Raw genomic sequence first — 14,892 nt, forward strand, 5'->3', positions numbered from 1 at the left:
GCTTTCTTCGCTGCTGCATCCCTGAACCCATAGGAGTTATCACCATGAACGCCGTTACCCAGACCGAAGCCCGCGCCCTCAACACCGCCGCCGCTATCCCGCTGGAAACCGCCGACCCGACCAAGAATCTGATTCTGGTTCCGCTGTCGCGGCTGGTGTCGCGCCCGACCGGGCGCAACGTGCGCAAGACCCCGCGCATGTCCATTCCCGAACTCGCCGCGAGCATTCAGCGTGTCGGCTTGCTGCAAAACCTCATCGTCATCGCCGCCGCCGATGGCGAGCATTACGAAGTGGTGGCCGGTGGCCGTCGCCTCGCAGCCCTCAAGTTACTGGCGAAAAAGCGCCGCATCAGCAAGGAATGGGAAGTGCCTTGCCTGCTGGTGGCCGATGGCACCGCCCGCACGGCCAGCCTGACCGAGAATGTGCAGCGCGAAGCCATGCACCCCGCCGACCAGTTCGAGGCATTCGCCGCGCTGGTGGCCGAAGGCCGACCCATCGAGGACATAGCCGCCGATTTCAGCGTGTCCCCGCTGGTGGTGCAGCGCCGCTTGAAGCTGGCGAACGTCTCGCCGCGCCTGCTGGCCGACTACCGCGCCGAAGCCGTGACGCTCGATCAGTTGATGGCCCTTGCCATCACCGACGACCACGCCGCGCAGGAAACCGCGTTCTACGACGCGCCGACGTGGCAGCGCAACCCTTCGCAATTGCGCGACCGCCTCACCGAGCGCGAGATTGACGCATACCGGCATCCGCTGGTGCATTTCGTGGGGCTGGATACCTACGGAGCCGCAGGCGGTGGTGTGCGCCGCGACCTGTTCGCGGAAGGTGACGCGGGCGTGTATCTGACCGATGCCGCGCTGCTGGAACGGCTGGCGCAAGACAAGCTGGCAGGCATCGCCGCCGAGATGAAGTCCGAAGGCTGGGCGTGGGTGGATGTCACCCCCGCCGTGACCCACGCCGACCTGCATGCCTTCCAGCGTGCCCCGAGGGAACGGCGCGAGCCGAGCAAGCGCGAAGCGCAGCGCATCGAGAAGCTGCAAACCAAGCTGCACGAACTGGCCGCAGCCGTGGATGACGCACTGGATGCCGAGGACGAGGAAAAGGCCGACGCCTTGCAGGAAGAAGGCGAAGCCGTGGGCGAGCAGTTGCAGGCGCTGGAAGATGGCTTGCAGAACTACAGCCCGACCGTGGAGGCCGCAGCCGGTGCCATCGTCACCATCGACCGCAACGGGCAGGCCGTCATTCATCGCGGGCTGCTGCGCGAAGCCGAAGCCAAGGCGCTGCGCACGCTGGAACGCTTGCGGCAGGGTTTCAGCGGCGAGGATGCCGGGAACGACGACGAAGGCGAGGACGGAGACAGCGAGGGGCAGCCCATGACCGCCGCCATGTCCGACAAGCTGGCGCAGTGGTTGAGCGCCCACCGTACCGCCGCGCTGCAAATCGAAGTCGCCCGGCATCCGCAAGTGGCGCTGGCCGCGCTGGTGCATGGCATGGTGCAGACCGTCTTGCAGGAAAGCCGCTACGGCCACGACTTGCCGCTGGGCGTGAGCCTGAAGGTGCAAGACCGACTGGAAGGCATGGCACCGGACTGGCCGGAATCGACCGCCGCCGTGGCGCTGCGCGAACTGCAACAAGTAGCTGCTGAAGGCTTGCCGCAGGACAGCGCCGAACTGTTCGCCGTGCTGCTGGCGAAACCGCAGGATGAACTGGTGCGCCTGCTGGCGGTATGCGTGGCCGTCACGGTGGACGTGGTGACGCCCCGCGCTGCACAGCACCAAGCCGGCGCCGAACTGGCGCAGGCCGTTGGGCTGGACATGGCCGCATGGTGGAAGCCTACCGATGAGGGTTATTTCCGGCATGTGCCGAAGGCCGCGATTCTGGAAGCCGTGGAGCAGTTTGCCCCGTCGCACGTCACCCGGCTGGCGAAGTTGAAGAAGGCCGACATTGCCAGCGAAGCCGAACGGCTGGCGGATGGCACAGGCTGGATGCCTGCCATCTTCGCCACCGAAGGCACGCAGAAAGCCACGCAGGCAGAACCGCAGGAGCAGGATGACGCCCCGGAGTAAGCCGAGGCAATGGCGGATGAACTCGCCGTCGCGCTGGCCGCTTGACCCGCGCCGACAGCAAGCGCCCCGGCCTCGACCGGGGCGCTTCGCTGGAAGGAGAACACCCCATGACCCGCATCCCCACCAGCCGCCCACGCATGGCGGCGATCTACGCCCCTGGCACGGTACGCGCCCGCCGCTGGCACGGCGATGGCGACGTGCGTGGCTACCGTCCGCCTTGCGGCTGGACGGCCTGCGCCGACCTGACCGACATTCACCCCATCACGGGCCGCGCCTTGCCGTGTGCCGTGTGGTGGATTGTCGAAACGAAGGAATAACCACGATCAGCCCCGCGCCCACGCCCTTCCGACCTGGGCGCGGGAGACGCAAAATCCGGGCGCGGCGGTGGCCGCGCCCGGTTTCAAGGCCCAAAGCCAGAACGCCCCTTCGCCGCCTTCGGGCAGGCGGCGAAGGGGCGGCGCACAAGCGGCCTTGTGCGCGAGAAACCTGCGAAGCCCAACAGAGCGTCGGCGCACAGCGCCGACGACATGCCGAACGCGCCCCGCCGCAAGGAGCGGGACTTGTGGGGCTACGCCCCGGCTTGCTGCGGCAGGTTGCACGAAAGCGTGCCGTCCTCGACGCTGGCGGTTCGTCGCCTGTACGTCACGAAGGACGGCTCACCGACACACCGCCCGACCCTGTATGGAGCTTCCACACCACCCCTCACGCAAGAGGCCGCCTGCTACGTCAAGGGCGCTTGCGCCCTTGTCTCCGGTGTTGTCCTTGCCCGTGTCAGGGCGCAGGCCGGTGAAGCCGTCACGCGGGGATGCCGAGTCGGCCATGTCTCCATTCGGGAGCGGGCGGCCAGTACGTCCTTGTGTTGTTGTGAATCCTGGCGGTGGCACGGCTGCGCCTTGGGCTTCATGGCCGCAACCTTCCAGCGAAAACAATTTCCCCGCCTTTGTCACTGCGTTCGGCGGCTTCCTCGCGCAACAAATTCTTTTCGCTTCCAGGCGCTCCACTGCGTTGCGCCCGCAAGCGGTGCGGCCCGCCCATCCCCCGCCTGACGGATCACAACAAGGACGCACTGGCGCGACCTTGTTCAACCCGAAAGGAGAAATCATCATGGCTAACATCGGCACCTTCACCGCAGACAAAGACGGCTTCACCGGCCAGCTTCGCACCCTGACCCTCAACGTCAAGGCCAAGCTGGTTCCCAACGACAAGGGCGAGAACGAAAGCGCCCCGGACTTCCGCCTCCAGGCGGCCGGCCACGACTTCGGCGCGGCGTGGAAGAAGACCAGCGAGGCCAGGCGGGATTACCTGTCGGTGGCCATCGACGATCCTTCGTTCCCGGCGACGGTCTATGCCCGCCTGATCGAAGGTGAGAACGGCACGCATGACCTGATCTGGTCGCGCAGCAAGCCCAAGGCGGGCTGACTGCCGCCCACCGCGCCCCGTCCATTGCGACGGGGTGCGGTGCTGCTGATCGCAGCACCGCACGCACAGGGTTTCGGCGGTTGCCTCATGCCCGGCGTGTTCAGGGCAGGCATCGCATCGGTGATGGTCGAATGTTCCGAAGCCCGCGGCAGCAGGAACAGCATGGCGTGTCGGCGCGATGCGCCGCCGGGCTTTCGAGCTGCGCCCCGTGCCGCTTTTGTCGTCACGGCCATTCGGCTTCAATCCCTCACGCCTTCGCGCCTGCGGCGCTGCGCGCTTTGCTTGCCTCCGGGGGAAAGCCCTGCGGGCTATCCCCGCCGCGCTGCGCTTGGCCACCCTTGAACACCGCCGAACCGGCTACGCCGGATCGGCCCGGCCCGCGCCTACGGCTGGGCCGCCGCTGCGAGCTGGCGTTCAGCCTCGCTCATCAGCACTGCCGTGCTGCACTCAAGCGCACCGGCGATCTTGAAGATCAGTGCCAGCGTGGGCATGTGTTCGCCACGCTCGACCTTGCCCATGTGCGAACGCTCGATGCCGGCCAGGTGCGCCAGCGATTCTTGCGCAATCCCTCGTTCCATCCGTAGCGCGCGCACCGCCGCGCCGAAGGCTTGCGCCAGGTCGGCATCAAAGGTGGTAACGCCGGCCGGTCGGCCTGGCTGAACGGATCGCTTCTGCATAGACAGAAGCGTCGAAGCGAAGGTCAATTAAAACCACGTTATATTTAACTCATTGGCGAAAAAACGCTGTTCCGTGTTTTTACGGAAATCCGCCTCTACGGTTTCCGACAGAACCGGGGAATCGCATCCGTGTCTTTCCGGCTTCCTACAATTCCGCTTCTGCGCTTGCGTGCTTCTGCGGATGCGATGGCTTGCGCATCCGTGCTTCCCCACGAAAGCACGGAGACGGTTAGGCGGTTCCGTGCTTCGACGCAGAAGCGCATCCGCGCATCCTCGGTTTCGTGGAGGTTCCGGCCATGACCTTGCCACTTGTCACCACCGACGAACGCGCCCGGCTGCTGGCCCACGGCGCGGCGCTCGCTGCCGGCCAAGGCATCGACCCGCTGCCCGTGGTGCGGCTGTTCACCCCGGACGCGCATCTAACCTGGCTGCTGGTGTCGCTCGACCCGGTGGACGGCGACACGGCCTACGGCCTGATCGACCTCGGCATCGGCATGCCTGCGCTGGGGACGGTCAAGCTCTCCGACCTGGCCGGCATCGTCGGCCCGTGCAAGCTGCCGGTGCGACGGGATCGCTATTTCCAGGCGCTGCGCCCGCTGTCGGAGTACGTCCGGTTGGCGCAGGAGAACGGCGCGATCACGGACTGATGAAAGCCAGCGCAGTCCGGCCAGCCGGGGCGCATTGTGACTATTTCAGTCTTACCCAAGACCTGCACGGTCTGGATCGGCATTTTTGCACCGAAGCGGTGCGACCATGCTGGAAACAGTCATGATCTTTGGCGCGGACTGCGCCACGGTATCCGGTGCCGCGCACCATTTCCGGGTGTCGCAGCCGTCGCATTCAGACGATTTCCGCAACGCGCAGGAGCCAAACGGTCTTGACACCGACAGTTACAGCTTAACCTTTCTTGATGACGACCTGATGGCGATTCGATAGCTCCCGCACGGCGGAACCCGTGGCGACGCGCCCCAAGCACAGGGAGGTCTCGCCATGACTGATCGCAGCGCCGAGCATTGGTATCCGACAGCGGCCTATCTCTACGTCCTGCACCTGGACGGCCCCGCGCTGGCCTGGGAGTACCTGCGCCGAAATCCCAACTACCGCCGCGACTGGCTGCGCCGTCGCCGCCGACCGGACGCAGCGCAGGCATGGGGCCTGCGCCTGCTGGAAGACCCGGCCCTGGATGCGCGCGACGCGCATCCAATCTGGTTCCCCGATCACGATGCCGTGGTGCAGCTCTACCCCGATGCCGACCCGCCACCCGAAGCCCATGCCTTCGAGTTCTGGCGCGTTCCTGGCCGCAAGCAACTGATCCACGATGGCAAGCGCCTGGTGCTGGTGTCGCACTGGCCCGGCTGCTGCCTGCGGCTCGCGCTCGGGCCGGGCCTGGAAGACGGCATGGCCTACCTCTACGCCACCCGCGCGTGCGCCACGCCCTGCGCGCGCTATCGCACCCTCGCGGCCGAGCTGGATGCACTGTCGGCCGCTCCCGTCGCCACGCCTGCGGCGGCGGCGCGCTCCCGGCCCACACCGGCCGCAGTGCTCGAACTGCACACCTTGCAGGCGCTCGACGCCACCCTGGCGGGGGCGTCCTTGCGCGAGGTGGCCGAAGGCTTGTTCGGCGCGGATGCCGTCGTGGCCGACTGGCACAAGGACAGCGCTTTGCGTGCCCGTGTGCGGCGGCTGGTGCGGCGTGGCGACGCGTTGATGCGCGGCGGCTATCGCAGTCTGGCGCAGCTTCCGCCAGTCGCATCGCAGTAAGGGGGGACGTTTTGCAGTCCCTGCAATTCGTCCCTTAGCAAGAAGCCTGAATTTCTTGAAAGTGCCTCTATCCGGCCGCGTGGTGTGGCCGAGCTTGATGGAGGTACATCCCATGCGACCCGCTCCCTTGCGGCCTGCCGCCGCTGCTGTCGCTGCGCCCGCGCAGCCCCAACGCTATCTCACCAACGACGAAGCCGCCGACTACCTGCGCCTGTCGCCGCGCACGCTGGAGAAACAGCGCGTGATCGGTGGCGGGCCGAAGTTCCGCAAGTTCGGCCGCCGCGTCATGTATGCCGTGAGCGACCTCGATGCCTGGGCCGATGCGCGCAGCTACGCGGCGACTTCCGACCCGGAATATGCCGAGCGGCATGCGGGCGACTACCGTGACGGCCGCTGATTTCTGGCTCGCCGGTGGCCATCGCCATGTCCAGCCCATCGCTGCCCCTGCGGCAGCGACCAGTGCAGCAGCGCGAACAGCTCGACCTGTTCCGTGCGCTGCCGGGCGACATGGCGCCGCGCGACAGCCAGGACTTGATGGCCTTTCCGTTCTTCTCGCTGGCGAAGTCGCGGCGCACTGCGCCGATCGACTTCCAGGCGGGCGGCATCACCATCCGCGTGGAGGGCACGCAGGAACACGGCATCGCCACGATCTGGGATGCCGACATCCTGATCTGGGCTGCCAGCCAGATCGTCGAAGCCAAGGACGCGGGCATCAAGCCATCCCGGCTGATGCAGGTGCGCCCCTACGAGATCCTGCGTTTCATCGGGCGCGGTACGTCGCTGCGCGACTACCAGCGCCTCAAGGCGGCCCTGGATCGCCTGCAATCGACCACGGTAGCCACGTCCATCCGCGAAACCACGGGAAGGCGGCTGCACCGCTTCTCGTGGATCAACGAGTGGAAGGAACTGGCCGACGCCAGCGGCACGCCGCTGGGCATCGAGCTGATCCTGCCGGACTGGTTCTACGCGGGCGTGGTGGACGCCGCCCTGGTGCTGACCATCGACCCGACGTACTTCCGGCTCACCGGCGGCATCGAGCGGTGGCTGTACCGCCTGGTGCGCAAGCATGGCGGCCGGCAGGAGCACGGCTGGCAATTCGACTTCCAGCACCTGTACCGCAAGTCGGGCAGCGTGGCGCGTTTCTACGACTTCGCCGCCGACCTGCGTGCGCTGGTGGCACGGCAGTCGTTGCCCGGCTACGTCCTGGGCATCGAGCGGATGCCCGGCGAGAAAACCGAACTGCTGACTTTCCGGCGGGTGCCGTCCACGGCACGGGGATAAGTCTGGGAAAAGCTGTTAATTCACTCGTGCTATCAGGCAACAGGAGGCTCGTGCTATCAGGCAACAAATCCTCGTGCTATCAGGCAACAAAATCGGCTGCAAACCTGCGCCAGCGTTGGATTTTTCGGCCCTCTAACATTCCTAACTTAAATTCTCTAACTTTTAGTAGAGAAGCGCTGTTTCGGTGGACAACCACCCAACGGCACCAAACCCAGAAGCGAAAGACCGGCTTTCCAACACGGAGGGCCGCGCCATGATCCTCGCTCTGCTCAACCAGAAAGGCGGCGTCGGCAAGACCACGCTCGCCACCCACATCGCGGGCGAACTGGCGCTGCGCGGCCAGCATGTCGTCCTGCTCGATGCCGACCCGCAGGGTTCATCGCTGGACTGGACGCAGCGCCGGAGCCAGCAAGGCTTGCCACGGCTGTTCAGCGCAGTGGGTCTTGCCCGCGAAACGCTGCATCAGGAAGCGCCAGAACTCGCCAAGAGGGCCGATCACGTCATCATCGACGGCCCGCCGCGCATCGCCGCCTTGGCGCGCTCCGCGCTGCTGGCGGCCGAGCGCGTGCTGATCCCGGTGCAGCGCAGCCCCTACGACCTTTGGGCCAGCTCGGAAATGGTTTCGCTGATCCGCGAAGGCCAGGTGTTCAGGCCTGCGCTGCGCGCGGCCTTCGTCATCAACCGGCGCGTCAGAACCACCATCATCGGCCGCGAGGCGCGGCAATCGCTGGCAGAACAGCCGCTGCCTGTGCTGCGCTCGGAAGTGCATCAGCGCATCGCGTTCGCCGACAGCGTGGCCGCTGGCCGGCTCGCACGCGAGACAGCGCCCGACAGCGCCGCCGCCCGCGAAATCACTGCTCTGGTGGACGAACTGCTGCGGTGGCCGACATGACAGCGCAGCAGCCACCCAACAGCAAACGCACGGGCAAGCGCGTCGGCATCGGCGCACGTCCGCCCGCGAATCCGCACGCCGAAGCGTGGATTCGCCAGGGCGACGCCGATGCGCTGGGCAAAGGCGACCTCTACACCGCGCGCCTGACCCTGGACATTACGCCCGCCATGCGGGCGCGCATCAAGGTGTCGGCCTTCACGCAAGGCGTGACCGTGGCCGACTTGCTGCGCGGCCTGCTGGAGCGGGAGTTTCCCGATCACCGCAGGGAGAACACGCCATGACCACATCCGCTTCGCCGGCCGCTGGCGCGGCCACGGCTGCGCTGCCGCCGCATCCCGCAGCACTCGCCGGACAGGCCGGCAATGTTCCGCTGACGCGCGTTTCGCTGGCCTACCTCGAACATCGCTTCAAGCTCTACCTGCGCTTCGGCGAACCGGCGCGCACGCTTCCGCTCGACCGCTGGCGGCGCTGCGCGGTGTTCCTGCCGGGCGCGATGCTCTGCCGCATCCGCTGGCAGGCCAACGATTACGGCACCGTGCGCTGGCAGCTCATGGTGATGCAGACCGCCACGCCGCTCGATGCCGTGCAGCGCATCCCCGGCGTGCAGCCGGGCGCGCGTCTGCTGCTGCACACCGAAGGCGATGCCAACGTGCGCGCCGTGCTGGAGCGCATCGACGGCATCGAGGCGCTGGGCATCGCCCTCATCGACGTGTCGCCCGCATACTGGTGCACGCTGGGCAACCGTCTTGCGGCTCGCCTTGCGCTGCCCGAATACACCGCCGAGCGGCATACCGCCTCGCTGGCCGGGAAGGTGCTGCCATGACCGCCCCGACCACCACGGCCAATGCGCCTGCCGTGCCGCCGCGTCCTCGCTCACGCCTGCGCGCTCGCATCGTGCTGGCGACACTAACCGCCATCGGCTTCGCTGCGCTGGCCTGGGCGGCTTTCGTGTCGCCGCTGACGCGTCTGACCTACAACCCGTCCGACAGCGTGGCTGTCGGCTGGTATCGCATCGACCCGCTCGACCCGCGCACCGCCTCGCTGCCACGTCCGTTATCCGTGGACAGCATCGTGCTGGTGCCGCTTCCGGCTACGGCTGCCGCGCTCGCTGCGCAGCGCGGCTACCTGCCGACGCGCGTTCCGCTGCTCAAACGTGTGGGCGCGGTCGCGCCGCAACACGTCTGCATCGTCGCCGGTCAGGTACGCATCGACGGCGTGCCTTCGGCCGCCGCGCTGCCTGCCGACCGGCTGGGCCGGGCGCTGCCGTCCTTGCAGCTTTGCCGCCGCCTTGAACCGGGCGAACTGTTCCTGTTGGGCGTGACGAATCCGGCATCGTTCGACAGCCGGTATTTCGGCCCGGTCAGCGCATCCGCCGTGATCGGCATTGCGCGCCCGATCTGGCTGGAGACACGCCCATGACGGCCGCCGATTCGCTGTGCTCCGGCGTGCCATCGGGCATGTCGTTCTCGCTGTTGTTGCCGTGTCGTCGCGTTTGCCGTGCGGGTGCCAATCCAGCGAATTGGGCACCGCACGTCGCGCTGCCTTCGGCGCAGCCGTCCAACGTGCAGGCGTCTTGCCTCGAACGCTGCCGGCCTGCGGCCATTGGCGCGTTCGCCGGCGGACTGGCTGCAAGCAGCGCAGCGCCGCCGGGCCGCCGACGCCCGGAGCGACAGCGAAGGGCAAAGGCGGAAGGCAAGACAAAAGGACGCGGCACCGGGCCGCGTCGAAAGCCAGTCTGCACATGGGGGTGGCGCGGCACGGAGCGGCTTTGCCGCCGTGCCGCGTTCGGCGCGAAGGTCGCGCCAATGCAGGCATGTCCGCGTGCTTCGCACGACAGGACACGCCAGAGCTTGCAGGGAGCGCAGCCATGACCGACCGCCGCGACGACGATTTCCGCGTGCGCCCCAGCGCCCCGAAGAACCGGGGCAAGGGCCAGGGGCAGAGCTTCGTTTCCAAGGTGCTCAAACAGGCGGGCAAAGCCAGCAGCGGCAAGTCCACGGTGCGCCGTCCGGCATCGGCGAGTGGCACCGGCCAGCGGCCCGGCTCGCGCCTGGGGCGCGGCCACACGGCAGCACGCTTCGCCGGGGCGAAGCTGACGCCTATGTCGCGGCGCGCGACCATCAAGACGCTGCTGGTGAACCACCAGCGGGCCAGCCCGCAGTCGCTCGCCAAGCACCTGCGCTACATCGAGCGCGACGGCGTGGGCCGCGACGGCGAGCCGGGCCAAGCCTACGGGCCGCAGACAGACGTGGCCGATCTCGACGCCTTCAAGGAACGCTGCGCCGACGACCGGCACCATTTCCGCTTCATCCTCTCGCCCGAGGATGGCGCGGAGCTGGAAGACCTGCGCACCTACACGCGGCACCTCATGGGCCGCATGGAGGCCGACCTGGGTACGGGCCTCGATTGGGTGGCCGTGAACCACTGGAACACCGACAACCCGCACACGCACATCGTCGTGCGCGGGCGCGACGACACCGGCAAAGACCTCATCATCGCGGGCGACTACATCGCCGATGGCTTCCGCTATCGCGCCGCCGAGCTGGCGACCGAATGGCTGGGGCCGCGCACCGAACTGGAGATCCAGCAGACCTTGCAGCGTGAGGTGGAGCAAGAGCGGTGGACGAGCCTGGATCGCACCCTCAAGCGTGAGATAGGCGAGGCCGGCGGCGATGGCCTGGTGCGCGTCGAAAGGTTCAACGCCCCCCGCTTGCAGCGCCAACGCCTGATGCTAATCGGCCGCCTGCAACACTTGCAGCGCCTGGGCCTGGCCGACGAGACGCAGCCCGGCACCTGGGCCATCCATGCCGATGCGGAAAAGACATTGCGCGCGCTGGGCGAGCGCGGCGACATCATCCGCACCGTGCAGCGGGCCATGCGCGGCGAGCCGCGCGAGCTGGCCGTGTTCGAGCCGGGGGACGATGGCCGAACCATCCTCGGCCGTGTGGCCGCGAAGGGGCTGGCCGACGAGCTGCGCGACCGGGGCTATCTGGTCATCGACGGGGTGGACGGCAAGGCCCATTACGTCGCGCTCAACGCCCGCGACGAGCTGGCGAACTACCCGAGCGGCGCCGTGGTGGAGGTGAAAGGCTCGGCCGACGTGCGCGCAGCCGACAAGAACATCGCCGCGCTGGCGAGCGATGGCCTGTACCGCACTGACCATCACCTGGCGATCGGGCAGGGCCGGGCCAAGGCCGGACGCGACCCGCAAGAAGTCGTCGCCGCCCACATCCGCCGGCTGGAGGCCCTGCGTCGGGCCGGCATTGTGGAGCGCGTTGCCGAAGGGCTATGGAAGGTGCCGGACGACCTGGCCGAGCGTGGCCGCCAGTACGACGCGCAGCGCCTGGGCGGCGTGGCCGTGGAGCTGAAATCGCACTTGCCCATCGAGCGGCAGGCCCGCGTGATCGGGGCCACGTGGCTCGACCAGCAGTTGATCGGCGGCGGCTCGGGCCTGGGCGACCTGGGCTTTGGTGGCGAGGCCAAACAGGCCATGCAACAGCGCGCCGACTTCCTGGCCGAACAGGGGCTGGCCGAGCGGCGCGGGCAGCGCGTGATCCTGGCGCGCAACCTGCTGGGCACACTGCGCAACCGGGAACTGGCACAGGCCGCGAAGGGCATTGCCGCTGAAACCGGCCTGGAGCATCGCCCGGTGGCCGACGGGCAGCGCGTGGCTGGCATCTACCGGCGCAGCGTCATGCTCGCCAGCGGGCGCTACGCGATGCTGGACGACGGCATGGGATTCAGCTTGGTGCCGTGGCGGCCGGTGATCGAGCAGCGGCTGGGGCAGCATATCGCCGCCGTGGTGCGCGGTGGCGGCGTATCTTGGGAGCTTGGACGGCAGCGCGGGCCAAGTATTTCTTGAGACCCTTCATCTACTTGTCGAACGGCCGAGCGCCTTCATCAGCCCCGGCTTCTGGCTCGCAAAGGTGCCATAGAAGACCTCATTACCGATGAGCGTGATCGGAGCCACGCGCACGCCGGTTCGTGACTTGGCTTCCGCAGAAATCTTCGGGTCGGTCAGGTCGCGTTCTTCAAACACGATGCTCTGCTGGGACAGCCACTCCTTCAGCACCCGACAGTCCGGGCAGGCTGGAGTGCTATAGATGATGATGCGCGGGGTGCTGGCTTGGTTCATGGTCGTGCCTTCACTTTCCCCGAGCGGCAAGCCAGCTCTTCATCATGGCGATCTCTCCTTCCTGCGCAGAGATAACCTCCTGAGCCAACTCGCGGACCTCCGGGTCCTTGCCGTACTGCAACGCCACCTTGGCCATGTCGATCGCGCCCTGGTGATGCGGGATCATGCCGCGCATAAAGTCCACATCGGCATCGCCGCTGAAGTCAATCATCATGTCGGCGTGCATGCGGTCATTGCCGGCACGGTAGGCGGTCGTCGAGGCGTCGCCCGAGCTGCCGGTCGCCGCCTGTTGGCCGCGTTCTCCAAGCCACTTATTCATCATGGCGATCTCGCCTTCCTGCGCAGAGATAACCTCCTCAGCCAACTTGCGGACCTCCGGGTCCTTGCCGTACTGCAACGCCACCTTGGCCATGTCGATCGCGCCCTGGTGGTGCGGGATCATGCCGCGCATGAAATCGACGTCGGCGTTGCCAGTGAACTGCGCTCCCATCCCCGCGTGCATCTGGTCGTTCACGGCGCGATACGCGGTCGTGGAAGGGCTGTCATTGGCCGAGGCGCTGGAGGGCATCGCGTGCCCTTGGTGATCTCCGCTCGCATTGGCCTGCATCACTTCACCCGACGGGACCACCTTCTTCTGAACGGCCATCAGGCCGATGGCGACCACGACGGCGCCCGCAATGAACAACAGGCTGAACTTGTTGACTCTCATGAAAAACTCCTTGAATGAGATTGATGGAGTCACTGTAGGGCTTCCCATTGTTGGAAGGTCAAGCCCCTCATTTCGCCGTTGATGCCGATGAAGACCCTCGGCGCAAGATCCAGTCCTTCACTTCCGCCGCCTACGACAACGCGCTGTCGAAGCTGCAGCGGTGGAAGCAGGTGATGTAGCGCCTGAGGCGACCGCTAGATGGAACACCTCCCGCATCGGCCCGATCAGCCCGGACCTAGCCGCACCGGCTTTCGCGCGGTCTGCCACAGCAGCGGCACCAAGATCAGCGCCAGGGCCGGGAAGATCATCCAGTTGACCGCCTGCCAGCCCGAGCTGTGCAGGATCGATCCCGCGAGGAACGACACGGCCGCCGTGGCGGCGAAGACGAAGAAATCGTTCATGCCCTGCGCCTTGCTGCGCTCGGCCGGGGTGTGGCAATCGGTGACCACCGCCGTCGCGCCGATGAAGCTGAAGTTCCAGCCGATGCCCAGCAGCGCCAGCGAGCCCCAGAAGTGGGACAGGCCGAGCCCGCCCAGGGCCACCACCCCGGAGGCGGCGAGCAGCACCATGCCCACGGCGGTCACGCGCTCCTTGCCGTAGCGCACCATCAGCCGCCCAGTGAAGAAGCTCGGCCCGAACATCGCCAGCAGGTGCCACTGGATGCCCAGGGCGGCGTTGTCCACCGAATGCCCGTGGTTGACCATCGCCACCGGCGCGGCGGTCATCACGAACGCCATCACCCCATAGGACACCACGCCCGCGGCCACGGCCAGCGCGTAGCGCGGCATCGCCAGGAGCTGCAGCACCGTGCGGCCGCTGTCGGCGGCGGCTTCGGCCGGGGTCTGGCGCGGCGTGCGCAGCATCAGCAAGATCGGCAGGGCGATCAGCGGCAGCAGCGCCTGGCTGAGGAAGCTGCCGACGTAGGGCGTGCCCGCTACCGCGTCGCGCGTGAAGATCACCAACTGCGGCCCGATGATGGCACCCGCGAGACCCCCCACCATTACCCAGGAAATCGCCTTGGCCTTGAGCGCGTCCTCGGCGGTGTCGGCGGCTGCGAAGCGGTAGCTCTGCACATACGCGCCGTAGAAGCCCGCCAGGAAGGTGCCGGCGCAGAAGATCCAGAACGAGGCCAGCATGATGCCCAGCGCGGCGATCAGGCCCGAGGCCACGCCGAAGCCGACCCCGACCACGTATCCGTTGCGGCGGCCATGGCGCCGCATGATGAACGCCGCAGGCAAGGTGCCGATGGCAAGACCCAGGCCGAACAGGCTCACGGGCAAGGTGATCCAGGCCGAGTCCTTGGCAAGCTGCTGGCCGACCAGCCCGCCCAGCGACATCACGATGGGCGCGCTGGCGCCACCGAGCGCCTGCGCGGCGGTGAGAACGCCGATGTTTCGGCGCGTGATGCTCTGGTCGGTCATGGGCGGTCTTTCTTGTTCGTTTGTCTGGCCGGAAATATTACACGCATGAATATATGTTCAGTTATCCGACCATGATTCGGCCATGCGATGCTCATGAACCGCCGCAACCTGGTCGCTCCTCGCAAATCTCCCGAGCGGCAGAAGGAACAGCCTGCCGTTCCAATGCGAGCAGGTGCTCTTTCACCCGGGTCAGTTGCGCCATGCGTTCCTCGACATAGGCGAGATGGTCCCGGACAGCCTGCGTCAGCAGCTCGGGTTCCGGGGACTCGCGATGCGTCCAGCCCAGCAAGTTGCGCATGTCATCCAGGCCGATGCCCGACGCGCGGTAGTTGCGAATCAGGTAAAGCCGCTCGACATGGGCCGGGCCATAGCGCCGGTAGTTGTTGCGGGACCGCTCGGGAGCGGGCAGCAGGCCCTCCCGTTCGTAGAACCTGATGTTCTCAGGGGGCGTGCCGGTCAAGCGCGCGAGTTCACCAATCCTCATCCAGCTCTCCGCGCGCAGCGATGGGGGACGCCACCGCTGCGCGCCGG

Annotated in this window: 18 protein-coding genes; 13 read left to right on the forward strand and 5 right to left on the reverse strand. The window is 67.1% G+C overall.

Annotated features, from left to right (window positions below):
- The first annotated feature begins 44 nt into the window (after nt 1-44).
- The 3 genes from HZ99_RS18660 (at nt 45) to HZ99_RS18670 (ending at nt 3,485) form a co-directional block, all read left to right on the forward strand.
- Nucleotides 45-2,066, forward strand: coding sequence for a ParB/RepB/Spo0J family partition protein (locus tag HZ99_RS18660; RefSeq protein ID WP_008786716.1), 2,022 nt, complete (start codon nt 45-47; stop codon nt 2,064-2,066).
- 107 nt (nt 2,067-2,173) lie between these two features.
- The gene (locus HZ99_RS18665; protein ID WP_032941617.1) at nt 2,174-2,383 is read left to right on the forward strand and encodes a hypothetical protein; all 210 of its coding nucleotides are present in this window, start codon (nt 2,174-2,176) and stop codon (nt 2,381-2,383) included.
- A 787-nt stretch (nt 2,384-3,170) separates the two neighbouring features.
- Nucleotides 3,171-3,485, forward strand: a complete 315-nt coding sequence (locus tag HZ99_RS18670) for a DUF736 domain-containing protein (protein ID WP_032941615.1) — start codon at nt 3,171-3,173, stop codon at nt 3,483-3,485.
- Between the two features lie 383 nt (nt 3,486-3,868).
- Here the strand turns inward: HZ99_RS18670 and HZ99_RS18675 are convergent, their stop codons facing one another.
- On the reverse strand, nt 3,869-4,162 hold the full coding sequence (locus tag HZ99_RS18675; protein WP_008786720.1) for a helix-turn-helix domain-containing protein: 294 nt from the start codon (nt 4,160-4,162) through the stop codon (nt 3,869-3,871).
- 296 nt (nt 4,163-4,458) lie between these two features.
- On the opposite strand from HZ99_RS18675, the gene HZ99_RS18680 reads away from it, so the two are divergent.
- The 10 genes from HZ99_RS18680 (at nt 4,459) to HZ99_RS18720 (ending at nt 11,958) form a co-directional block, all read left to right on the forward strand.
- The gene (locus HZ99_RS18680) at nt 4,459-4,809 is read left to right on the forward strand and encodes a DUF2958 domain-containing protein (protein WP_020996168.1); all 351 of its coding nucleotides are present in this window, start codon (nt 4,459-4,461) and stop codon (nt 4,807-4,809) included.
- 106 nt (nt 4,810-4,915) lie between these two features.
- Nucleotides 4,916-5,098: a hypothetical protein gene (locus HZ99_RS28720; RefSeq protein ID WP_008786722.1), complete on the forward strand. Its 183-nt coding sequence runs from the start codon at nt 4,916-4,918 to the stop codon at nt 5,096-5,098.
- Nucleotides 5,099-5,152: 54 nt separating this feature from the next.
- Entirely contained in the window at nt 5,153-5,923 is a 771-nt protein-coding gene (locus HZ99_RS18685; protein WP_008786723.1) for a DUF2285 domain-containing protein, read from the forward strand.
- 112 nt (nt 5,924-6,035) lie between these two features.
- On the forward strand, nt 6,036-6,320 hold the full coding sequence (locus HZ99_RS18690; protein WP_011241663.1) for a helix-turn-helix transcriptional regulator: 285 nt from the start codon (nt 6,036-6,038) through the stop codon (nt 6,318-6,320).
- A 26-nt stretch (nt 6,321-6,346) separates the two neighbouring features.
- The gene (locus HZ99_RS18695) at nt 6,347-7,204 is read left to right on the forward strand and encodes a replication initiator protein A (RefSeq protein WP_020996166.1); all 858 of its coding nucleotides are present in this window, start codon (nt 6,347-6,349) and stop codon (nt 7,202-7,204) included.
- A gap of 253 nt (nt 7,205-7,457) precedes the next feature.
- The gene (parA, locus tag HZ99_RS18700) at nt 7,458-8,096 is read left to right on the forward strand and encodes a ParA family partition ATPase (protein WP_008786726.1); all 639 of its coding nucleotides are present in this window, start codon (nt 7,458-7,460) and stop codon (nt 8,094-8,096) included.
- A complete protein-coding gene (locus HZ99_RS18705) occupies nt 8,093-8,377 on the forward strand; it encodes a hypothetical protein (RefSeq protein WP_032941614.1) in 285 nt (94 codons plus the stop codon). Before parA ends, HZ99_RS18705 begins: the two co-directional genes overlap by 4 nt.
- Nucleotides 8,374-8,919 (forward strand): DUF2840 domain-containing protein, encoded by a 546-nt coding sequence (locus tag HZ99_RS18710; protein WP_032941613.1) that lies wholly within the window; start codon nt 8,374-8,376, stop codon nt 8,917-8,919. The genes HZ99_RS18705 and HZ99_RS18710 overlap by 4 nt, the downstream gene beginning before the upstream one ends.
- On the forward strand, nt 8,916-9,515 hold the full coding sequence (locus HZ99_RS18715; RefSeq protein ID WP_020996165.1) for a S26 family signal peptidase: 600 nt from the start codon (nt 8,916-8,918) through the stop codon (nt 9,513-9,515). The genes HZ99_RS18710 and HZ99_RS18715 overlap by 4 nt, the downstream gene beginning before the upstream one ends.
- 448 nt (nt 9,516-9,963) lie before the next feature.
- Nucleotides 9,964-11,958 (forward strand): relaxase/mobilization nuclease domain-containing protein, encoded by a 1,995-nt coding sequence (locus HZ99_RS18720; protein ID WP_019396546.1) that lies wholly within the window; start codon nt 9,964-9,966, stop codon nt 11,956-11,958.
- Between the two features lie 6 nt (nt 11,959-11,964).
- On the opposite strand, the gene HZ99_RS18725 is transcribed toward HZ99_RS18720, so the two are convergent.
- The 4 genes from HZ99_RS18725 to HZ99_RS18740 form a co-directional block, all read right to left on the reverse strand.
- Nucleotides 11,965-12,231, reverse strand: coding sequence for a glutaredoxin family protein (locus HZ99_RS18725; RefSeq protein WP_008786730.1), 267 nt, complete (start codon nt 12,229-12,231; stop codon nt 11,965-11,967).
- A gap of 10 nt (nt 12,232-12,241) precedes the next feature.
- Entirely contained in the window at nt 12,242-12,940 is a 699-nt protein-coding gene (locus HZ99_RS18730) for a DUF305 domain-containing protein (protein ID WP_008786731.1), read from the reverse strand.
- A gap of 224 nt (nt 12,941-13,164) precedes the next feature.
- A complete protein-coding gene (locus tag HZ99_RS18735; RefSeq protein ID WP_008786732.1) occupies nt 13,165-14,361 on the reverse strand; it encodes an MFS transporter in 1,197 nt (398 codons plus the stop codon).
- A gap of 91 nt (nt 14,362-14,452) precedes the next feature.
- Nucleotides 14,453-14,845, reverse strand: coding sequence for a MerR family transcriptional regulator (locus tag HZ99_RS18740; RefSeq protein WP_019396549.1), 393 nt, complete (start codon nt 14,843-14,845; stop codon nt 14,453-14,455).
- Nucleotides 14,846-14,892: the final 47 nt, after the last annotated feature.

The organism is Pseudomonas fluorescens (assembly GCF_000730425.1).
Classification (GTDB): Bacteria; Pseudomonadota; Gammaproteobacteria; order Pseudomonadales; family Pseudomonadaceae; genus Aquipseudomonas; species Aquipseudomonas fluorescens_X.